Source organism: Psychrobacter sp. Rd 27.2 (assembly GCF_001921755.1).
In the GTDB taxonomy this organism is placed as follows: domain Bacteria; phylum Pseudomonadota; class Gammaproteobacteria; order Pseudomonadales; family Moraxellaceae; genus Psychrobacter; species Psychrobacter celer.
In genome coordinates, this window is record NZ_MRYB01000001.1 from 397,931 (window position 1) to 420,779 (window position 22,849).

Sequence of the window (22,849 nt, forward strand, 5' to 3'; positions counted from 1 at the left end):
TACTAAGCGCTATGATGCTCAGCCTTAATCATATCAGCGACTTTTTCCGCTATCATAATCGTTGGTGCATTGGTATTGGCGCTAATCAGTGTTGGCATGATAGAGGCGTCGATGACTCGTAATCCGCTGACACCGCGTACTTTTAATGCCAAATCCACGACTGAGCCGTCATCTGCGCCCATGCGGCAAGTACCGACAGGATGGTAGATGGTGTCTGACTTGTTGCGGATAAAGCCAAGCATGCCGTCTTTTTTGATATAAGGCGCAGGGTAGTCCTCTGTGATGTAGGTGGCCATGGGAGCCTCTTGCATGATGGCGCGAGTGCGCTCGGCGCCCGCCACCATATATTCTACGTCTTTGGGGTGCGACAGATAATTGGGGTCGATCAACACGGCCTCTGCAGGGTCGGCCGATGCCAGACGGACAGTCCCTCGGCTCTCAGGGCGCAAGTAGCAAGTATGGCACGAAACCGCAAATCCACGTTTGAGATCGCGACCATGCTCGATGACGCGCGAGATGACGAAGTGCAGTTGGATGTTGGGCCATTGTTTTGGGGCATCACCAACACTGAAGAAAGCGCCTGCTTCTGCATAGTTGGTGGACAGTAGGCCGGTGCCATCTTTGCGCCACTGCCGAATGCTCTTGGCCAAGGTTGAGAGCGTCGCCATACCAATACCGATGACGTCGGTGGTATTGACCTCGTAATCAAACACCACGTCTAGATGGTCTTGTAAGTTACCGCCGACCTCGGGCGCATTCACGATTACCTCAATTCCGTGGGACTGTAGATGCTCGGCAGGGCCGATACCTGAGAGCATCAGGATTTTGGGTGAGCCAAAAGCGCCGCCTGATAAAATCACTTCATGGCGTGCCATGACGGTATGCTCGACGCCGTCTTTTTCATAAGCGACGCCAACGGCTTTTTTGTCTTCAAAGATAACGCGGTTGGCTTGAGCATGGGTAATGACGGTGAGGTTTGGCCGGCGTTGTACTGGATGCAGGTAAGCGGCGGCGGCAGAGCAGCGCTGACCTTGTTTTTCACCATGAAAATGCGTGACTTGATATAAGCCTGCGCCGTCTTGTTTTTTGCCATTAAAGTCTGGGTTGTGATCTAAACCATTGGCGATAGCCGCTTTTACAAAGGCTTTGGAGATATCGCGCGGACTGAGCAAGTCACTGACGTGCAAAGGCCCGCTATCGCCATGTAGCGCATCTGCGCCATGGATGTTGTTTTCAGCTTTGATAAAGTAGGGGAGGACATCGTTAAACCCCCAGCCGGTACAGCCTTGCTCAACCCAGCGCTCATAATCAAGCGCACTGCCGCGCGTATAAATCATGGCATTGATGGCGGATGAGCCGCCCAAACACTGACCACGCGGCTGAAAACCTTTACGATTATTAAGGTGCTCTTGTGGGGTGGTGTGAAAGCACCAGTTATTGAGTTTTAGCGGCTTGCCTGGCACCATGAGGATAAGTCCAGCTGGTACCCGAACCGCAAGGTCTTTGCCTGCGCCGCCGTATTCTAACAAGCAGACACGGATGTCTGGGTTTTCTGTCAGGCGGCTGGCAAGCACACAGCCTGCAGAGCCGCCACCGACGATGACGTAGTCAAAAATTGCATCAGATTCCATACGATATTTCCTTAGCTTCCATGCTAATTGAGCTGGGTGTGATGACCCAGACGATACAGACGTCAATCAGTATAGACCCAAAGTCATAGCGATGTTAAATGGTTTTTATCAGCAGATAGGTTTTTGATAGTCAGCTTTTAGACTGTAGCAATATGACAGAGGCAATGATGGTGTGTAGCATCGACAACTGCCAGCTATACCTTGCACACCTCAGAGCGCACGATAAAGCGCTTGCCCTCGGGTATCTCCAGCGAAAAACTGGCGCCGCGACCATCGACCACATCGATGATAAGATCGGTGTGTTGCCATAGCTGATACTGGGCTTTGCCCATATAAAAAGGACATCCTGCCAGCTGGCCGACCAAAACATCTTGGCCGCCCACGACAAACTCGCCTAAGGGGTAACACATCGGCGAGCTGCCATCGCAGCAGCCACCAGACTGATGAAACATCAGCTCGCCATGCTTGGATTTTAGTAAGTCGATCAGTGCTTTACAAGATGGGGTAGCAGTGACTTTCATCATGATGTCCTTATCATTGGTGGTGTGTCTTGAGTGAATAAACTGGGTAAATTGTTTAAATATCTGTATAAAACCAGAGGCATATAAAAAGTCGTACCCTCTTCATTCACACCAAAGATAGCATGTGAGTGAAAACGATACGACTAAGAGGGCTAAATAAAATACAACAAGCCAGTGCTGCGCTAAAAGAGAACCAGCCTAAAGCATCACAGTCCCATCACACCGTCATGAGCCTACATGCTATAGTCAATGACGATGCGACCTTCGATTTTGCCATCACGCATCCGCGCAAAGATATCATTGATATTTTCAAGTGGCTCAGCCGCGACGGTAGCCTTGACTTTGCCTGCCGCTGCCATGTCTAGCGACTCTTGTAAGTCTAGGCGCGTACCGACGATCGAGCCGCGAATGGTAATGCCATTTAACACGGTATCAAAGATAGAGACAGGGAAGTCGCCCGTTGGTAAGCCGTTACACACTAAGGTGCCGCCGCGGCGGAGCATGCTTAGCGCTTGGTCAAAGGCTTTGGCAGATACTGCTGTCACAAGGGCGCCATGAGCGCCTCCGATCTGCTCTTGGAGATACTCACCAGGATCGGTATCTTTGGCATTGACGATGACTTTGGCGCCCAGTTTTTTGGCAAATTCAAGCTTCTCATCGTCGATATCGACCGCCGCGACATTAAGGCCCATGGCAATGGCGTACTGAACGGCCATGTGCCCAAGTCCGCCGATACCTGAGATCACCACCCAGTCGCCAGGCTTGGTATCCGTCATTTTAAGACCCTTATAGACGGTGACACCTGCGCACAGCACCGGGGCAATCTCGATAGAGTCGACGCCCTCAGGGATGATGCCGACATAGTTGGCATCGGCCAAGACATACTCAGCAAAACTGCCGTTTACTGAGTAGCCGGAGTTTTCTTGCTGCTCGCATAGCGTTTCCCAGCCGCCTAGGCAATGCGTACAGTGACCACAGGCAGAGTAGAGCCAAGGCACACCGACGCGGTCACCCTCTTTGACATGGTGGACGTTGTCGCCGACAGCTGTGATCAATCCGACGCCTTCATGGCCTGGGATAAATGGCGGATTTGGTTTGACAGGCCAGTCACCTTCGACAGCGTGTAAGTCAGTATGACAGACGCCAGAAGCTTGCATTTTTACCACAATTTGACCGGCACCTGGGGTTGGGATATCCACTTTTTCAATCTGCAAGGGTTGTCCGAAATCATGTAGTACGGCCGCTTTCATTTTATTACTCACGTTGCATTCTCCTTATCGCGGATGGTGAGTTGATAGACATCATATCTACCAACTCATTACTTTATGGCGGCTACCATAAAGTGCGTGACAGACAGGCTTAAAAGAAGCCCATCTTTTTGGGACTATAAGAGACCAGCATGTTTTTGGTTTGCTGATAATGATCGAGCATCATTAGATGGTTTTCGCGGCCGATACCTGATTGCTTGTAGCCACCGAAGGCTGCGTGTGATGGATAAATGTGATAGCAGTTGGTCCAGACGCGGCCCGCTTGAATACCACGGCCAAAGCGATACGCCTTATGTACACTACGAGTCCAGACGCCAGCGCCTAGGCCGTATAAGGTATCGTTGGCGATTTTCATGGCTTCGTCATCGTCTTTAAACTTTGTGACGGCAAGTACAGGGCCAAAGATTTCTTCTTGGAACACGCGCATGTCATTGGTGCCCTCAAAGATGGTTGGCTGCACATAATGACCGTCGCCCAGCGCGCCATCATGTTTGGCTTGTTCGCCGCCGACCAATACTTTCGCGCCTTCTTGTTTACCGATATCCAGATAAGAGAGGATTTTTTCTAATTGGTCTGAGCTGGCTTGCGCGCCAATCATGGTATCAGTATCTAGCGGGTTGCCCATCTTGATGGCCTTGACGCGCTCGATACAGCGTTTCATAAATTCATCATAGATACTCTCATGTACCAGTGCGCGTGACGGACACGTACAGACCTCACCTTGGTTGAGGGCAAACATGACCAAGCCTTCGACCGCTTTGTCTAAGAAGTCATCGTCTTCATCCATCACATCGGCAAAGAAGATGTTGGGGCTTTTGCCGCCCAGCTCTAGCGTCACAGGAATGATGTTTTCACTGGCGTACTGCATGATAAGGCGGCCGGTTGTGGTCTCACCAGTAAAGGCAACTTTGTTGATGCGCGGGTTAGAGGCCAGTGGTTTACCAGCTTCAACGCCAAAGCCATTGACGATGTTTAGCACGCCCTTTGGCAAAATGTCAGCGATACCGATGGTCTCTAGCATAAATAGCACGGACGCTGGTGTTTGCTCAGCAGGCTTCATGACGATACAGTTACCAGCGGCGAGGGCGGGGGCGATTTTCCACACTGCCATCAGGATAGGAAAGTTCCACGGGATGATTTGTCCGACCACGCCTAGTGGCTCATGGAAGTGATAAGCAACGGTGTCTTCATCGATCTGGCTGATGCCGCCTTCCTGGGCGCGAATGGCACTGGCAAAGTAGCGAAACTGATCGATAGCTAGCGGGATATCCGCCATCAAAGTCTCACGCACAGGCTTACCGTTTTCGTAGCATTCGGCGATAGCAATGGCTTCGAGGTTGGCTTCCATCTTGTCTGCGATTTTGAGGAGTAAGTTGGCGCGTTCAGCGACACTGGTTTTACCCCAAGCGTCTTTGGCAGCATGCGCAGCATCGAGTGCTTTTTCTATATCGGCTTCTTTTGAACGTGCCACTTGGCAGATGATTTTGCCATCGATGGGGCTAGGGTTGTCAAAGTATTCACCATCAATGGGGGCGACCCACTCACCATTGATGAAGTTGTCGTATTTTTTGCGGAATTGGACGGGACTGTTTTCAGTATTGGGATAAGCGTATAACATGAACGACTCCTTGTTGGGCATTATGATGATTGAAACATAAATATTTGGCCTTCCTGACCAAGCTATGACTCTATCGTACTGAGCTTTGGTGTTGAGTGATAATGACTTTTTATAATGATATACTTCGTATCATATAACTTTATGTTATGCGATTAGCGCCTGTTAAAGTGCTTTGTAAAGTGAGTGCAGCTGTTATAATTAAATGGCAGTGCCGCACACTTGGGTGCGATGCAATGCGGTATTTTTACTTCCTATTTTCTTTTATTACTTATTGGTTTGGATATATGCGTCAATCTTCTGCTCTTAATATTTTAAAAACAGGTCAAAACGTTTTTTTGACTGGATCGGCAGGGTCGGGTAAGACTTATACTCTGAACCAATATATTGATTATTTGCGCGCGCGCCGTGTGCCAGTGGCGGTCACAGCCAGTACAGGCATTGCAGCGACGCACATGAGCGGCACCACCATTCACAGCTGGTCAGGAATAGGCATCAAAGATGAGCTGACGGAGCGCGATTTGAGCAATTTATCGCGCAAGCAGTTTTTGGCAGATCGCCTAAAAGAAACAGCGGTACTTATCATCGATGAGATATCGATGCTGCATGCCAAGCAGCTAAACTTAGTCAATCAAGTGCTCAAACACGTGCGCAAAAACGACAGTGCCTTTGGCGGCATCCAAGTGGTCGTTGCCGGCGACTTTTTTCAGCTGCCACCGATTGGCAGTCGCGGCGAGAGTAACCGCGAAAAGTTCGCTTTTATGTCTGAGGCATGGCTCGATGCCAAGTTTCATATTTGCTATCTGTCTGAGCAGCATCGTCAAGTGAGCGAGGCGGCCAATGGCGGACTGGATTTGGATGACATTCTCAACCAAATTCGCCGTCAGGAAGTCACCTTTGAGGCGATTGCGGCACTAGAGGCGACCTATGATCAAGACGTCGATATCAAGCGCACCCGACTGTATACTCACAATCTCAACGTCAATAAAATCAACGACAAAGAGCTGGCCGCCTTAGATGGCGAGATGATGCGTTTTGAGGCGACGTCGACGGGCGATAGTAAGCTGGTCGACACTCTCAAAAAGACCGTGCGTACCCAAGATGAGCTGACGCTCAAAGTCGGCGCTAAGGTGATGTTTATCAAAAACAACACCGAGCTTGGCGTCTCGAATGGCACCATGGGTGAGTTGGTTGGCTTTGCCGCTGTCAAGATAGACGATGGTAAGGGCAATAGCGAAGCCTTAATTGAAGAAGTCGATGCAGACGATGACGCAGAGACGGCCAAAAAGACAGATACGTCAGACAAGCAGACGGCAAAAACCAAAAAGCCCACCATGCAAAAAATGCCTGTGGTGCGGCTAAACTCAGGCCGTGAGGTCGTCGCTGAGACAGAAGAGTGGATCATCGAAGATGAGACAGGGGAGGTGCTGGCAAGCTACAGCCAAGTACCGCTTTGTCTGGCTTGGGCAATTACCATTCACAAGTCGCAAGGTATGACCCTAGAGGCCGCAGAGATTGATCTGTCGCGCACTTTTGAGCTGGGTCAAGGCTATGTGGCGCTCTCACGCCTCAAGTCGTTAGCAGGGCTGCAGCTACTTGGTATGAATGAGATGAGTCTACAGTTAGATCCACTCGCGCGCGGGGCGGACAAGCGGTTTTTGGCGCTCTCCGAAGAGGCGGATGCCAACTATGCCATGCTCAATGAAGAGAGTCTGACACAGGCGCATGACAAGTTTGTCTTAAAATCGGGCGGTACGCTGAATCAATCAGTGATTGATGCTTATGCGGCGCTACAAAAAAAGCGCCGTGAGCAGCAGCAAGCAAAGATTGACAAAAAACAAAAACGCCGCAACCAGGTCGCTGATAAGTCCCAAAGCACCTTGCTGGCAACCAAAACGCTCCTCGAAGAGAGTTTGTCTATCGCTGAGATATCACAAGCGCGCCAGCTGTCGCAATCTACCATCATGCGCCATATTGCAGAGTTAAAAGCGCAGGACCCAAGCTTGGCCTGTGACCATCTGCGCCCAGACGATGAGGTGATGACGGCAGTAGGTACCGCTTATATCGCGATCAAAGTCGCCAACAATCCCAATGACTTTAATGATGATGGCAGTGTTAAGCTGCGCCCAATCTTTGAGCATCTCAAGCAGCGTATCGATTACAACACCATTCGTCTGGCCTTGATTTTTATTACCCCATAGGGCTGGGCGATGATGTGATATCGTCTCAGTGATTTGCCGTGTTTTTTATCTTTATAGCGATATGTCTTTATGCCTGATTTTTCTAGTGCCACTTATCAACTGACCTCTGATCCAGCCGTCGCCGCGATGCCTTATACAGGCGAGCATACTCAGCCATTACGAGTGGCGATTAATGGCTTTGGCCGTATCGGGCGTAATGTACTGCGCGCCTTATTAGAGCGTTTTGAGGTCTTGGGTCGTGCGATTCATGTGGTGGCAATTAATGATTTGGCACCTGCTGATATTTTATTGCATTTATTAAAGTTTGATAGTGCGCATGGCCGCTTAAGTCAGCTGGGCGTGGCAGCTGAGCTGGTGGTAGCCAGTAAGGATGAGAATAAAACCCAGCTGTGCCTGACCAAAAACAGCCTGACTTATTGTATCAATATGCTCTCAGAGCCAGATCCCAAGAGCCTGCCATGGCAAGCGCTAGGGGTCGATGTGGTATTGGAGTGTACGGGGCACTTTCGCTCTTATGAGCAGGCGCATCTGCATATTGAGGCAGGCGCGCAGCAGGTCATCATTGGTGCAGCGCCTTTCGATGATGTCGATGCCTGTATCGTGATGGGCGTCAACAGCGATACCTTGACGCGGGCGTTACCGATTATCTCGAGCGTCTCATGTACCACCCAAGCGCTGGTACCGCTGATCGATACCCTTGATAAGGCTTTTGGCGTCACCTCCGCGATGATGACAGAGATTCATGCAGTCACCGCTGACCAGACTGTGCTCGATCAAGCGCACCGAGATCCAAGACGCGCCCGTGCCTCAGGTCATAACATCATACCTACGACCTCGAGCAGTATCGCTGCGACCGAGCGTGTCTTACCGGCGATGGTCGGCAAGGTCAATGGTCACTCTATCCGTGTGCCCACCATCACCGTTGCAGCGATCGATGTGACCTTTGTCTTTGACACCCAGCCTGTCAGCATTGCGGCGATTCGTGAAGTACTGACAGCCGCCAGCGACGGTCATTTGCGTGATATTATGGCCTATACCGATGAGCCACTAGTATCCAGCGACTTTATCCATCAGACCGAGTCGCTTATCATTGATGGTCAGCAGCTGATGCAGGTCGGTACGCAGTACAAGGTTTTTGCTTGGTATGACAACGAGTGGGGCTATGCCAATAGACTGCTTGATATGTGTTTGCATTTGGCCTCCAGCGGTCATTAAATTCGTGATTTATGCTCATCGATAAATTAATTTAATTTTTTTAGATTATCTGCTTGCATTATGAAATGATATCTATATAATGATGCACCAATGGAGACGTGGCAGAGCGGTTGAATGCACCGGTCTTGAAAACCGGCAAGGGTTCATAGCCCTTCGAGAGTTCGAATCTCTCCGTCTCCGCCAAATTCGAAAAGCCCCAATCAACAATGATTGGGGCTTTTTTTATGGGCGTGTATCAGCGCGCTTTATCACTTAAATGATGACAAGAGAGTGTTTGTTACTTTTTAGCCAGTCTCTTACCTGCGTATTCATTTATATGCCCAGTTGTGTACCTAGTGACGTTTTATTTGGCTAAAGACTCATCAAACTCAACATGTTGACCATCTGCTAGTGTCAACGTCCCTTCGCTAATCTCAATAGTCATGTCTCTGGTGTTTCTGATAGCGCGCATGACATTGATGTCCTCAATGCTACTCTCGATGATAATTTTGCCAGATTGCTCAGGTTTGATAGCAGGCTCAAACACAGTCAACGGGACATTAAAGCGCTTGCCTTGGGTCAAAGCGATGTCTTTCATCACCAATGTACCCTTAAAGCTATCGATGGCGACTTCGCCGTGGTTGGATAGCATAAACTGGAGCTTTACTTGGTTTAAACTGTCGCTATCACTGCTTTTGACTGGCAAGAGCGCCACAGGGTAGTGTTGCGTATTGGCCGTGGCCGCTTGCTGACTTTTTATGATGGGGCTTTTCTTGCCCGTGGGATTATTGGGATGCAAGCGCTCATATTCACGCTGCTGTATCAAGGCTTGTTTGATCGTAATACGCGGCATCGCACCAGACTCATAGGCGCCGCTGAGCTTCATGCGCAGCATATAGCGACTGAGCAGCTGCTGATCGGTCTTAGGCAGTTGCTCAAAAGTATCGCCGAGCTTTTTTTGCCACTGATCAGAGTTGGTTGGAATGGTTTTTTTGCTAGGATCTGCTTGCGGCTGTGAGCACGCAGAGAGAGCAGGCAGAAATGCCAATGCCATCGTCAACAATAATGCTTGGTTAAAACGCGGATAAAAACCTCCCATCGTACACCTCCGTGTCAATTTGTTTTGCACCAACGACAGTGATTGTCATCGGCTTTTGTTATGAGTAGGGCTGGTTTTAATATAGCTGGTTTTTTTGGGTGTTGTGTTGGATTATGGCTAAAGACTGTGTGCGGGCGACAACCATCATTTGGCGCACAAAAAAGACTGAGCGCCATGAATGGGCAAGCTCAGTCTTTTGGTACGCAGCCTATCTAGTTCATCATTAAGAAAGCAGTTTTTTATACTGTCGCTTATGTATCGTCGATTATATATTGTCGTCGATTATATATAGTCGGCAGTATATCGAATCGGCTTTCTTAATCATCTCTGCTAATCGTCGTTTTGTAGCTCGGATAGGGGGTGGGAGATGTTGTTATTGTGAGTCACCACGATGGCCTCATCGATGATGTGTTGACTGACGCCGCGCTTGCGCAGAGACTCGATAAACACTTCATCATGCGCTAGGGTATAGTCTTGATGATCACGATCAAGCCCTTGACGAATGTATAGGCGAATCAGTCCTTGAATACGCTTAAAGCCCAGCTCTTTTGAGGTGGTCTCTAATAATGCGATCATCTCTTCAGACAGCCGAATACTGACCGGGCGCATGATTTTTTGCGGATGGTCAGAAAACTTATTTTTTACACGTACAGGTATCATAATAAACCATTATTTCTAGTGAGTAGGAGTAAAATATTCAGACAAAACGAACCCAAGCAAACTACTCTTACCATACAACAAAATCGCCCAAATGAACACCGCAGCGGTATTTATATCACTGATTTCATAAGAGAATTGTCTGAGCCAAAAATGACAGCCATAAAAAAACCTTCATCAAATAATGATGAAGGTTTTCGTATATGGCTCTCCAACCTGGGCTCGAACCAGGGACACACGGATTAACAGTCCGTTGCTCTACCAACTGAGCTATTGGAGAATAAGCTGTGATAACGGTAAATATGACAGGCTAAAAGTAATTGCTGTCTGCGTTATGTGGGGCACATTTTAGCCAAGTTGGTATAGGCTGTCAACCTTATTTTGACATAATTCGCAAATATTCTTTAGTTGTTGTGAGATTTGACTGCCAGCCCTCAGTCTTTGGCGCATTTTAGCGATAAAAATGACCCTAATATGTCATAAGCGTATCTCAGAATGATGTATCTATAAGACGGCGCGTTAGGGCAAATAGGTCTGGATATGGATGGGCTTAATAGTGTGTTTGTTTTGTTAAAGTCTCCATCTACCTGCGGCGTGTAACAAAAAAATATCAGCGATATGCTACTTTTATTTATGGCTTAAGCAATCTGCTGTCAGCGTTGGTTATCAAGCTTTTGCGGGTAATTTGATTAGACAACTTGGCTATCTTTTTGAATATAAAAGCAATCTGTACATCGCTTGAAACAAAAAAACTGCTGGGTTGCCCTTCACATTGCTGGATTATTTCTATAAAATACCGACCGTGTGGTTTCTTTGAGAGCTACATTCTATTATTTATTGCTTATCCATTTCACTCAATCAAGCGTGTACGCTGGATTTAACACAGGTGTTTTAGCTATGAGTCCTACCATCATTGCTTACGGTTATCTCGCCATCGCTATCATTTGTGAAGTGGTGGGCACGACCTTTTTGGTCAAGTCAGAGCAATTTACCCGTTTGGTGCCGACCTTGATTATGGGCGTGCTTTATGCCATCTCGTTTTATTTGTTGACCCAGACCATCAAGACCATACCACTTGGCATCGCCTATGCGCTGTGGGGCGGTCTGGGGATTGTGCTGACCTCACTGGTCGGGGTGTTCTTTTTTAAGCAAAGTCTCGATACCGCCGCGGTGATCGGCATTGCAATGATAGTCGGCGGCGTGGTGGTGATGAACGTATTGTCAAACTCGGTGGTGCACTGACAGGTAGGTAAAAATGAACATGGACACAAAAATGGAAACACAAAACGCGCATAAACGTAAAAAACAGCCAGAGCTGGTGCGGCGGGCGCTGCTCGATCAAGCAGCGCGTATCACGCTAGAGCAGGGCTTGTCTAAAGTGACCTTTCAAGCGGTGGCAGATGCCGTCGGCGTGACCAAAGGCGGAGTGATGCATCACTTTGCTACCAAGGACGCGCTTATCTTAGAGGTATTTTATGATGCGATGGCCAAGTTTGAGGCAGAAGTCAATGCCGCCATGGCAAAAGATCCGGTCCGCTACGGCTCGTTTACCCGTGCTTATATCGATGCCACTATTAGCTTGGGCGAAAAAGGGCAGGCAGAGTTTAATAGCCAAGCGACCTTGTATGTGTTGATGCTAGGAGACCGGATGCTACGCGAACGCTGGGCTGAGTGGTCAAATGAGCAGCTAAAAAAACATGCCGCTACCGATAATACTGAAACGCTATGTATGGTACGTCTGGTCGCCGATGGTATTTGGCTCTCTGACTTTTCGGGTATCGATATCTCGGACAAAGCCTCAATACGTGAGCGCTTGATAAATATGACGCAGCAAGACTTTGACCAATAACCTTGATAAACAGTTTTGATAAATGACTTTGACCAATAACTTGATAAACAGCTTTGGTCAATAACACGCACACAGGAAATTTGACCTTTAACCCATGACGGCATGATTTACTGAACGCTTTTTTATAAAGCTTTAGTCGCTCTAAGGAGAACTTATGACAACTACTCAAACAAACGTAAATAATTTACAAGATATTATTGATTTAACACAGACACAGACCGCTTATATCAACGGTCGCTATCTGGCGGTCGACGAGTCGCTGACTACCTTTGACGATATCAACCCAGCGACAGGTGAAGTGCTGGCGACCATTCAGCAAACCACCGCTGAGCAAATCGACGAAGCAGTAAAGGCGGCGCAACAAGGGCAAAAAGTATGGGCGGCGATGACCGCAGTTGAGCGCGGCCGTATTTTATCAAAGGCGGTTGCGATATTGCGCGAGCGCAATGACGTACTGGCATTGCTTGAAACTAAGGACACCGGTAAAGCCTACTCTGAGACTAAGTATGTCGATATCGTCACTGGTGCTGATGTCGTTGAATATTATGCAGGGCTTGCGCCAATGATTGAGGGCCGCCAGATTCCACTACGTGATAGCAGCTTTGTTTATACGTGCCGTGAGCCACTTGGCGTCGTCGCTGGTATCGGCGCATGGAACTATCCGATTCAGATCGCCATGTGGAAGGCTGCGCCAGCGTTGGCCGCTGGTAACGCGATGATTTTTAAACCTTCAGAAGTCACGCCACTAACGGCGCTAAAACTGGCAGAGATTTTTACTGAGGCGGGCATGCCAGATGGCGTCTTTAACGTCGTACAAGGCGATTATAAAGTAGGTCAAGCGTTAACTGAGCATCCTGATATCGCCAAAGTCTCGTTTACAGGCGGGGTGCCAACGGGCAAAAAAGTTATGGCAAGTGCGGCATCATCGTCGCTCAAAGACGTAACCTTAGAGCTGGGCGGTAAGTCGCCATTGATTATCTTTGACGATGCCGATATCGATATGGCAGCGGATATCGCCATGATGGCGAACTTCTATAGTACCGGTCAGGTCTGTACCAATGGCACACGGGTGTTTATACCAAAAGCGCTACAAGCCAAGTTTGAAGAAGCGATCTTGACGCGGGTTAAACGTATCAAGCTCGGTGATCCGATGGATGAAGATATCAATATGGGGCCGCTAGTGAGCTTCCCTCATATGGAGCGAGTGCTTGGCTATATCGAGCAAGGTAAAGCCAGCGGCGCGCGTTTATTGGCGGGCGGTGAGCGAGTGACGACAGACGAGCTGGCTAAAGGCGCGTATGTCGCGCCGACAGTGTTTACCGATTGCACCGATGACATGACTATCGTACGTGAGGAAATCTTCGGTCCTGTGATGTCGATACTGACTTATGAGACTGAGGAAGAAGTCATTCGCCGTGCCAATGATACCGAGTACGGCTTGGCGGCTGGGGTAGTAACCAAAGATCTGACCCGCGCGCATCGCGTCATCGGGCAGATTGAGGCGGGTATCTGCTGGTTAAATACCTGGGGCGAATCGCCTGCGCAAATGCCAGTTGGTGGTTATAAGCATTCAGGTATCGGCCGCGAAAATGGCATCGAAGCCCTTGAGCATTATACGCAGACCAAATCTATCCAAGTAGAGCTGGGTAAGTTTGAGTCGGTATTTTAATGGTTTATTAACTGCCTGTGTTTCAACCATCTGTTTTAACCACCTGTTTTAATGTACAAAGAAAGCTGTCGTCAGTAAGCGCGCCCTGTAGGCAAATACGCCGGCATGATGTGAGCTTACTGATGGCATGACGTATTTTTACTATTATGGAGCGTTTTATGACATCAACCACACCTGAATATGACTACATCATTGTCGGTGCAGGCTCAGCCGGAAACGTGCTGGCCACGCGCTTGACCGAAGATGCCAACATTAAGGTGTTGCTATTAGAAGCTGGTCGACCCGATTATCGACTAGACTTTCGCACGCAGATGCCAGCGGCGCTCGCGATGCCGCTACAAGGCACCACGTATAACTGGGGCTACAAAACCGATCCTGAGCCATATATGAATAACCGCGTCATGGACTGTGGCCGCGGTAAAGGGCTTGGCGGCTCATCACTCATCAATGGCATGTGCTATATCCGTGGTAACGCACTCGATTTTGATGACTGGGCCAAAATCAAAGGCTTAGAGGACTGGACGTATCTCGACTGTTTGCCCTACTTTAAAAAGTCAGAAAACTGCGACGCGGGCGAAAACGACTATCATGGCGTCGGCGGTCCGGTAGAGATGACCACCTCAAAACCTGGGGTTAATCCGCTGTTTGAAGCGATGATTGAAGCGGGCGTGCAAGCTGGCTATCCGCGTACCGATGATTTAAACGGCTATCAGCAAGAAGGCTTTGGGCCAATGGATCGTTTTGTCACGCCTAATGGTCGCCGCGCATCAACGGCACGCGGGTATCTTGATCGTGCCAAACCACGTAGCAATATCACCATTTTGACCGGTGCTTTGACCGATGTGATTTTGTTTGATGGCAAGCGCGCGGTCGGCGTCAAAGTTGAGCATCAAGGTCAAACCAAGAAATTCTATGCCGCTCGAGAAGTGATCGTTTCATCAGGGGCAATTGCCTCGCCGCAGTTATTGCAGCGCTCTGGTATTGGCCCTGGTCAGTGGCTCAAAGACTTGGGTATTAATGAGGTTTTAGAGTTGCCAGGCGTCGGTAACAACCTACAAGACCATCTAGAGCTGTATATGCAGTACGAATGTAAGCTACCCGTGTCGATTGCCCCTGCCAATAAATGGTGGAATAAGCCTGCGATTGGTGCTGAATGGTTATTTATGGGTACTGGTCTTGGCGCGTCCAATCAGTTTGAGGGAGGCGGCTTTATCCGTACCGATGAGAAGTTTACTCACCCCAATATCCAGTATCACTTCTTGCCATTAGCGGTGCGTTACGATGGCCGTAGTGCGGTGAAATCGCATAGCTTCCAAGCGCACGTGGGCTCATTGCGCTCGCCGAGCCGTGGCCGCGTCAAGCTCACTTCAAGAGATCCTAATGCGCATCCAAGCATTTTGTTTAACTATATGTCGCATGAGCAAGACTGGCAAGAGTTTCGCGCAGCGATGCGTATCACGCGTGAAATCATGCATCAGCCAGCGCTTGACCCATATCGCGGCCGTGCCATTGCGCCGACCGATGATCTGGTGACCGATGCGCAGTTGGATGAGTATGTCCGCAACCATAGTGAGACCGCTTATCATCCGTCATGCACCTGTGCGATGGGTGAGGGCAATGATTCGGTGGTCAATGGTGAAGGGCTGGTACACGGTATCGATGGTCTGCGTGTGGTCGATGCGTCGATTATGCCAAATATCATCAGTGGTAACTTAAACGCCACCACCATTATGCTGGCCGAAAAAATCGTCGATAAGATGCGCGGCAAGCAATTACCACGCTCGACGGCGGACTATTATGTCGCCAATGGCGCACCGCTCAGAGCTGAGCCGATGCGTGCTTATCATACGACTGTATAAATAAACGTGCCAGCCAGTAGGCACGATATAAGGATAATATAACGTCAATTTCAAATAAAAGGCCTTTCAAAGTAAAGGTCTTTTTTATCAGTGCAGATTTGCTGGTACTCTTTTGAGCACTGACATCATCAGTCACTACCGCACACAAATGAGCATATCGGCTTTATTTTGTGCTGGCTATATTTTCATTGTTTTTTAACGGTGGTGCTAAGGGGTCTGCGGACTGTTTAGCGAATTTTTATTGATTGGTACTGCTTTGTGCATCCTGCGCTTATATAGATAACGTGGTAATTCTCCACTATGTTATGACGGACAAAGCACTATCAGATCCTGTTTCATTTACCTATTGAGGTCTTTTATGTACAGCTCGCCATCAGAAGATGCGACGAAACCCTTGAGCCTAAATAAAGCGGTTTTTTTAGGCTCAGCGATTATTTCTATTTTATTGATTATTTGGACGATTGCCTTGCCAGATTATAGTGAGGCATTATTAAGCGCGAGCATGGCGTGGGTATCAGAGAGCTTTGGCTGGTATTACATGCTGGTGGTGGCTGCTTATAGTATTTTTGCCTTGTTTGTAGGCTTTTCAAAATACGGCGATATCAAGCTGGGGCAGGACCACGAAAAAGCCCAGTTTCCCTTTTTGGCGTGGGCGGCGATGCTGTTTTCGGCCGGTATTGGTATCGATTTATTATTTTTTGGTGCCTCTGAGCCGTTGATGCATTATCTCACGCCGCATACGGGGCTAGAGCCTGCCAGTGCAGAAGCGATGCGCCAAGCGTTATCTCAGACTTTTTTGCATTGGGGTCTGCATGGCTGGGGTATTTATGCGCTTATCGGTATGGCGCTAGCGTACTTTGCTTATCGTAAAAACATGCCGCTGGCGCTACGCTCACCGCTGACGCCTATCTTTGGCGAGCGCCTAGTCAAAGGCTGGCTGGGTGATGGTATCGATACCTTTGGTGTGGTCTGCACCTTGATGGGGATTGCCACCAGCTTAGGCATCGGGGTGTTGCAGGCTAATGCGGGTTTGACCCATGTCTTCGGTATCGAGTCGAGCAAGATGGTGCAGAGCCTGATTATATTGGGCGTGGTCTTAGCTGCCGCCATCTCAGCGATGACCGGTGTAGAAAAGGGCGTACGCCGCCTGTCTGAGTTCAATATGCTCTCGTCGATATTGCTATTGATTGCTATATTGGTGATGGGCAATACCGTGTACTTGCTCAATACCTTTACCCAAAGTGTCGGTCAGTATTTCCAAACCATCGTTTTCAAAACATTCGACGTCTATGCCTATGACGGCAGCGCTGGTGCCGATTGGAAATCAGGTTGGACGATATTTTTCTGGGCATGGTGGGTTGCTTGGGCACCCTTTGTCGGCTTGTTTATTGCGCGTATTAGCCGTGGCCGTACCTTGCGTGAGTTTGTCTTTGGTGTGATGTTTATCCCGCTGGGCTTTATCTTTGCTTGGTTCTCTATCTTCGGTAACTCAGCGATAGACTTGGTGGCCAATGGTGCGACAGAGCTGGGTGAAATCGCCGTCAATGACGCGGCGATGGGTATGTTTGCCTTGTTTGAGTACTTCCCTTTTAGTGATGTTTTATCATTCGCGGGCGTGGTCATCGGGCTTATTTTCTTTGTGACTTCAGCGGACTCTGGTGCGCTAGTACTGGCCAATCTGAGCTCAAAAGGCATGACCAATGATACTGATGCACCGGTTTGGCTGCGTTTGTTTTGGGCAGCGGCAACAGGTTTAATTACCCTAGGCTTGCTGTTCGCCGGCGGCTTTGCTTCATTGCAGTCGGTGTCTGTCATCGCAGGTTTGCCGTTTTCGCTGATTTTGGTGCTTTACATGATGTCGATGTGGCGCAGCCTAAAAGAAGAAGGCAATAAGCGTAAAGCCAGTACGGTTGGCACCGCAAACGTGCTTGACAGTGGTAAGAGCTGGAAAGCGCGTCTGCAGCGTATCGTTAGTTTTCCAAGCCATACGCAAGTCGAGCGGTTTTTACAAAACATCGTCAAACCTGCCATGAGTGATGTCGAAAAAGAGCTAAGAGCTGGCGGTCTAAAGACGTCATTGGATGTGCGAAATCTGGCCAATATCGGTGACGATCTCGATGCAGGTCTAGACGATGACAATGGTCAGATAGATGGCATCAAGCTGCGCGTCGGTCATGGCGATGAAGATGACTTTATTTATGAAGTCAACCTCATCAAAGCTGAGCGTCCAAACTTTACCTTAAACACCTCAACCAAGCATGCAGAGTTTTACTACCGTGCTGAGGTGTTCTTAAGTGATGGCTCGCAGGAGTACGACTTGGTAGGCTACACCAAAGAGCAAGTGCTGGTCGATATCTTGCATCAGTATGAGTGCCATTTGCAGTATCTACATTTAGAGCGTTAATTATCTAGATGTTGAATAACCAGATGTTAACTGGCTAGATACCGTGACAAAATTATCTTTTAGATGACCCCATAAGTTACAGTGAGCTTATGGGGTTTATTTATGAGCTGACGATAGGTCAATAGGTGGTATAAGGTAAAATATATAGAAATAAGTTGTAAAGTATAGTCAGTGAAACATGATATCTATACAGCAGTACCATAGTGTACTCAAAGTATTTTGACTAAGACATACCCTATATAAAAGGATAAATCTGTGACCACACTCAAGTACATCGCTCATTATTCTGAGCATATTCAAAGCCAAGCAGCACGGCTCATCCGCGAGGGCAGGCTGGGCGACTATCTAGAAAGCAAATATCCCAATCGGCACCAAGTGCAAAGCGATAAGGCGCTTTATCAATATATAAACGACATAAAAAACCAGTCTATGCGCAAAATCGGCCCGCTATCGAATGTCAGTTATAGCAGCAAATTAAAAGTCCTCAAGCAGGCGCTGGGAGTTCATACCACGCAGTCTCGCGTCCAAGGCAGTAAGCTCAAATCGCACAACAGCATCACGGTGGCCAGCTTATTTAAAGAAGCGCCGCCTGAGTTTTTGCGCATGATCGTCGTGCATGAGTTGGCACATTTTAAGGAGCATGAGCACAACAAAGCATTTTATCAATTATGCTGTCATATGGAGCCAGAGTATCATCAGTTTGAATTAGACACGCGTTTGTGGCTGCATTGGCGTGAGTTGAGGTCTTAGTTGTATGAATATTCATAAAAGGTAATATATATACCCTACTTTAAAACAGGTATAGTGTTACTCGTATTAATTGTCCTTGCGTACTAGTTTTATTTAGGATCGGCTATATATTGTTTCCGTAATATATTCATTTTTGTTTATATATTTATTTATAATTTCGAATATAATTGAGTCTAAGAGTTTTGGTTCTTATCATACGTATATTTAATTTTTGATGCTATAGATATAAAGTTAACTTGTTGATAGCGAAGTATCAGTATTCTTTAAAATACTGATACTTAAAAGTATATTTTCTTAGAAAAATAAGGCCTCAATATCACTCTCTATAAAACGTCAATACAGTATCTGACTGCCCATTCTAATCGTATGTTGACATGCGCTTGCCTCATATTGCTTGACACGAACTGATTGTAACGATATCCGAGCAGCTAAATAAAAAATAGTTCTTATTACCTAAATAATAACCATTCAGCTTTTTATTGGTGGGCAAATATAAATTGATAGTAGACGATTTAAAAGTAAATTGTTTTCGTTTGTATAAATGCAGAGTTTTTACTAGGCCTATGCTTTATATTCAGACAAAAGGTTGTATTCATGGTATGAGTAGAATTGACGATATGAGCATATATATTAGTATGGTAAGTGAAACGTAAAAGCTGTTATCTTAGTTAGTAGTTGAAGTTATAACTATTTTAGTTTTTTGTATAAAACCTATCTTTTTTCTATTGTTTGATGATTCGAGACTATGGGTTTTGTCTTTTTTAAACAAACAGCTTTTCTCAGGGGATAGTAATGGAGTTATGTCATGAATCGCAATTATAAAGTTATCTGGAATCGCTCACTTGGCTGCTTTACGGCAGTTGCCGAATATGCCAAAGCCCGTGGTAAGTCATCGAATGGCTCTGTCAGCTCAAGCGCTGCGGTATCAGATGCGATCAGCTCGGGCGCGAAGTTATTGCGCTTGACGGCGATCTGTGCAGGAATTGCAGCGTCTGGGTTTAGTATGCAAGTGGTAGCAAATGTGGGAAATAGGTCAATAGATACTAGAGCCTGTAGTAGTAGCGCTGCAGCAGATCATTCTGATGGTGATATTGCTGTGGGTTGCGGTAGCGATGCTTCTGGTTCAAACGCTATTGTTATAGGCGGTAATGCGACTACCAAAGTGGACTCGGGGACGCAAGGTGGTCAAAGTGTCGCTATCGGTTTTGACGCGCAAGCAAAGGGGGATCAATCTGTTGCTTTAGGTGCCAATGTACGAGCGTCGGGCAATTCGTCGGTAGCAGTGGGTGGAGATGATGTTGACAAAATTGCTAATAATACAGGACAGTCTGCACAATATACGGCTATTACTGGAGGGACTTTAACTGCAGGTCAGTATCCCAATACAGAGGCTAGTGGTGCAGGTGCTTCAGCATTTGGGGTGCAGTCAGTAGCATCTGGCAACTTCTCAAGTGCTATCGGTATGACATCAAAAGCCAGCGGCGCGGCCTCTGTAGCTTTAGGTGTTAATGCCAAATCCTCAGGAGAAGGCGCCCTAGCAATAGGCGCTGTTTCTAACGCTTCTGAGAAAGGCTCTGTGGCATTAGGGATCAACTCAAAATCAAGCGGCTTAAACTCCATTGCTATTGGTTCAGGCAGTACTCCAGCGACAGGAGCTAATTCATCAGGTGCGAATGCAACGTCGATTGGTAGTGCATCGAGTGCAGCAGAAGGCGCGACCGCTATTGGTGCTGGTGCTAAAGCTACCGTTAATGGTGGCGTAGCTATTGGTACAGAAGCGGTTGCAAATATCAACTCAGGTATTAAAGGTTTTGATCCATCTACAGGTGGTGCAACGAATCAGACGTCAAATGTATGGCAGTCTACTCGTGGCGCAGTTGCTTTTGGAGATAGTGCTAATGGTATCACTCGCCAATTGACTGGATTGGCGGCAGGGACTAATGACTCTGACGCAGTAAACGTCGCGCAGCTAAAAACAGTAACGAATCAAACTTTTAAGGTTCAAGCTAATGATGATACAGCATCAGCGGTCAAATCAAGTGATACTATTAAGTTTGTAGATGGTAAAAATATTCAGATTACTCGGACTGATACAGGTTCCGGTAGTAATATTATTATTAAAACCAAAGATAACCTTGCTCTTGATAGCGTGACCACCGGCAACACCCTAATGGACAATACAGGGCTTTCGGTTAATGATGGTGCAGGCAATGCAACCACCATCACCACTGCAGGTACAAACGTAGTTGATGATCAAGGCAACAGCGCGAACTATACTGCTGCCGGTTCAACCATCACAAATGGCAACAGCGTCACCACAATAGGCGCAGGTAACATCAGTGTCAGCGGCGTTGACAACACCGATCCATCCAACCCAGTGGCTAACAACATCGTATTAGACGGAACGACGGGGCAGATCAGTGGTGTAGCTGACGCAACCGCAGCGGACCAAGCCATTAACAAAGGTCAACTAGACGCGATAGCAAGTGCAGGTGACGCGAAGACTGACGCCCTAGGCAATAGCACCGCAAGCACCCTTGGCGGCGGTGCAAACTATGACGCAGCCACAGGCGCAGTTGAAGCGCCCACTTATACCTTAAACAACGGTAATAACGACGCTAGCACCACAGACTATAACGATGTCGGTAGCGCACTAGGCAACTTAGATGGTCGCACCACCACTAACACTGATGACATCGCTGACATCAATGCTGGTCGTACCGGTATTGTTCGTCAAGACGCAGGCACAGGCGCGATCACCGTTGGTGCTCAAACGGGTGGTACCAGTGTTGACTTTACCAATGTCGATGGCGCTAATCGTCAGCTCACAGGCGTGGCTAGTGCAGGAGACATCACTGACGTGAATAACGCCAACAACGCTGTTAACGCAGGTGACGTGAACACGGCCGTAGGCAACCTAACCGAGGCAGGTCTTAACTTTCAAGGCGACGACGGTACATTGATTGATCGTAACCTTGGCGAAACCTTAACCATTACAGGTGGTGAGACAGACTCAAACAACCTAAGTGCAGGCAACATCGGTGTGATCGCAAACGGTACCGATGGTCTAAGTGTCCAGCTTGCCAAAGACATTGATCTTGGAGCAGATGGCAGCGTGACCACCGGCAACACCCTAATGGACAATACAGGGCTTTCGGTTAATGATGGTGCAGGCAATGCAACCACCATCACCACTGCAGGTACAAACGTAGTTGATGATCAAGGCAACAGCGCGAACTATACTGCTGCCGGTTCAACCATCACAAATGGCAACAGCGTCACCACAATAGGCGCAGGTAACATCAGTGTCAGCGGCGTTGACAACACCGATCCATCCAACCCAGTGGCTAACAACATCGTATTAGACGGAACGACGGGGCAGATCAGTGGTGTAGCTGACGCAACCGCAGCGGACCAAGCCATTAACAAAGGTCAACTAGACGCGATAGCAAGTGCAGGTGACGCGAAGACTGACGCCCTAGGCAATAGCACCGCAAGCACCCTTGGCGGCGGTGCAAACTATGACGCAGCCACAGGCGCAGTTGAAGCGCCCACTTATACCTTAAACAACGGTAATAACGACGCTAGCACCACAGACTATAACGATGTCGGTAGCGCACTAGGCAACTTAGATGGTCGCACCACCACTAACACTGATGACATCGCTGACATCAATGCTGGTCGTACCGGTATTGTTCGTCAAGACGCAGGCACAGGCGCGATCACCGTTGGTGCTCAAACGGGTGGTACCAGTGTTGACTTTACCAATGTCGATGGCGCTAATCGTCAGCTCACAGGCGTGGCTGCAGGCACCAACGACACAGACGCTGTAAACAAAGCCCAGTTAGACGCTATTACTGGCAATATTACCGCAGGCGGGGTTCAGTATGATCGAAACCCTGATGACACAGTAAACTACGACCAAGTCAGCTTCGCTGGTACACCAGCTATCGTCGGTAAAGATGACAATGATAACGACATCGTCGTTAGTGGTGGAACGACGCTTACTAACGTTGCCAATGGTATCAACGCCTCTGATGCAGTTAATAAAGGTCAGCTTGATAGTGTTACTAAGGTCAAAGTTTTTGATAAAAACGGTGATGAGGTCACGGTAAATTTGGCAGATCAAGTG

General features: G+C 48.1%; 14 protein-coding genes, 2 tRNA genes and 1 pseudogene. 10 read left to right on the forward strand and 7 right to left on the reverse strand.

Features of this window, described 5'->3' with window-relative positions; all coding sequences use genetic code 11:
- Positions 1-2 precede the first annotated feature (2 nt).
- The 4 genes from BTV99_RS01675 to BTV99_RS01690 form a co-directional block, all read right to left on the reverse strand.
- Positions 3-1,631, reverse strand: a complete 1,629-nt coding sequence (locus tag BTV99_RS01675) for a GMC family oxidoreductase (RefSeq protein WP_075100600.1) — start codon at positions 1,629-1,631, stop codon at positions 3-5.
- A gap of 194 nt (positions 1,632-1,825) precedes the next feature.
- A complete protein-coding gene (locus BTV99_RS01680) occupies positions 1,826-2,152 on the reverse strand; it encodes a DUF779 domain-containing protein (protein ID WP_075100601.1) in 327 nt (108 codons plus the stop codon).
- A 233-nt stretch (positions 2,153-2,385) separates the two neighbouring features.
- Positions 2,386-3,414, reverse strand: a complete 1,029-nt coding sequence (adhP, locus tag BTV99_RS01685; RefSeq protein WP_172953111.1) for an alcohol dehydrogenase AdhP — start codon at positions 3,412-3,414, stop codon at positions 2,386-2,388.
- 97 nt (positions 3,415-3,511) lie between these two features.
- Entirely contained in the window at positions 3,512-5,038 is a 1,527-nt protein-coding gene (locus BTV99_RS01690; RefSeq protein WP_075100603.1) for an aldehyde dehydrogenase family protein, read from the reverse strand.
- 284 nt (positions 5,039-5,322) lie between these two features.
- Between BTV99_RS01690 and BTV99_RS01695 the strand changes: the two genes are divergently transcribed.
- From BTV99_RS01695 to BTV99_RS01705, 3 genes are all read left to right on the forward strand, one after another.
- Entirely contained in the window at positions 5,323-7,236 is a 1,914-nt protein-coding gene (locus tag BTV99_RS01695; protein ID WP_075100604.1) for an AAA family ATPase, read from the forward strand.
- 69 nt (positions 7,237-7,305) lie between these two features.
- A complete protein-coding gene (locus BTV99_RS01700; protein ID WP_075100605.1) occupies positions 7,306-8,451 on the forward strand; it encodes a type I glyceraldehyde-3-phosphate dehydrogenase in 1,146 nt (381 codons plus the stop codon).
- Between the two features lie 92 nt (positions 8,452-8,543).
- A tRNA-Ser gene (locus BTV99_RS01705) sits at positions 8,544-8,634 on the forward strand.
- A gap of 160 nt (positions 8,635-8,794) precedes the next feature.
- Here the strand turns inward: BTV99_RS01705 and BTV99_RS01710 are convergent.
- The 3 genes from BTV99_RS01710 to BTV99_RS01720 all read right to left on the reverse strand — a co-directional run bounded on the left by BTV99_RS01710 (position 8,795) and on the right by BTV99_RS01720 (position 10,466).
- On the reverse strand, positions 8,795-9,529 hold the full coding sequence (locus tag BTV99_RS01710; protein WP_075100606.1) for a hypothetical protein: 735 nt from the start codon (positions 9,527-9,529) through the stop codon (positions 8,795-8,797).
- Between the two features lie 330 nt (positions 9,530-9,859).
- On the reverse strand, positions 9,860-10,189 hold the full coding sequence (locus BTV99_RS01715) for a CopG family transcriptional regulator (RefSeq protein WP_075100607.1): 330 nt from the start codon (positions 10,187-10,189) through the stop codon (positions 9,860-9,862).
- 201 nt (positions 10,190-10,390) lie between these two features.
- Positions 10,391-10,466, reverse strand: a tRNA-Asn gene (locus tag BTV99_RS01720).
- A gap of 617 nt (positions 10,467-11,083) precedes the next feature.
- Here BTV99_RS01720 and BTV99_RS01725 point away from each other — a divergent pair.
- The 7 genes and pseudogenes from BTV99_RS01725 to BTV99_RS13850 form a co-directional block, all read left to right on the forward strand.
- Complete coding sequence (locus BTV99_RS01725; RefSeq protein WP_075100608.1) at positions 11,084-11,428, forward strand: multidrug efflux SMR transporter; 345 nt, start codon at positions 11,084-11,086, stop codon at positions 11,426-11,428.
- 31 nt (positions 11,429-11,459) lie between these two features.
- Positions 11,460-12,035 (forward strand): TetR/AcrR family transcriptional regulator, encoded by a 576-nt coding sequence (locus tag BTV99_RS01730; protein ID WP_075100609.1) that lies wholly within the window; start codon positions 11,460-11,462, stop codon positions 12,033-12,035.
- Positions 12,036-12,189: 154 nt separating this feature from the next.
- Positions 12,190-13,704 (forward strand): betaine-aldehyde dehydrogenase, encoded by a 1,515-nt coding sequence (gene betB, locus BTV99_RS01735; RefSeq protein WP_256713705.1) that lies wholly within the window; start codon positions 12,190-12,192, stop codon positions 13,702-13,704.
- Between the two features lie 158 nt (positions 13,705-13,862).
- Complete coding sequence (gene betA, locus BTV99_RS01740) at positions 13,863-15,563, forward strand: choline dehydrogenase (RefSeq protein ID WP_075100610.1); 1,701 nt, start codon at positions 13,863-13,865, stop codon at positions 15,561-15,563.
- A gap of 358 nt (positions 15,564-15,921) precedes the next feature.
- Complete coding sequence (betT, locus tag BTV99_RS01745; protein WP_075100611.1) at positions 15,922-17,967, forward strand: choline BCCT transporter BetT; 2,046 nt, start codon at positions 15,922-15,924, stop codon at positions 17,965-17,967.
- A 255-nt stretch (positions 17,968-18,222) separates the two neighbouring features.
- Positions 18,223-18,717, forward strand: coding sequence for a M48 family metallopeptidase (locus BTV99_RS01750; RefSeq protein WP_075100612.1), 495 nt, complete (start codon positions 18,223-18,225; stop codon positions 18,715-18,717).
- Between the two features lie 805 nt (positions 18,718-19,522).
- Positions 19,523-22,783: pseudogene (locus tag BTV99_RS13850) on the forward strand (ESPR-type extended signal peptide-containing protein); the annotation flags it as partial.
- Between the last annotated feature and the right edge of the window lie 66 nt (positions 22,784-22,849).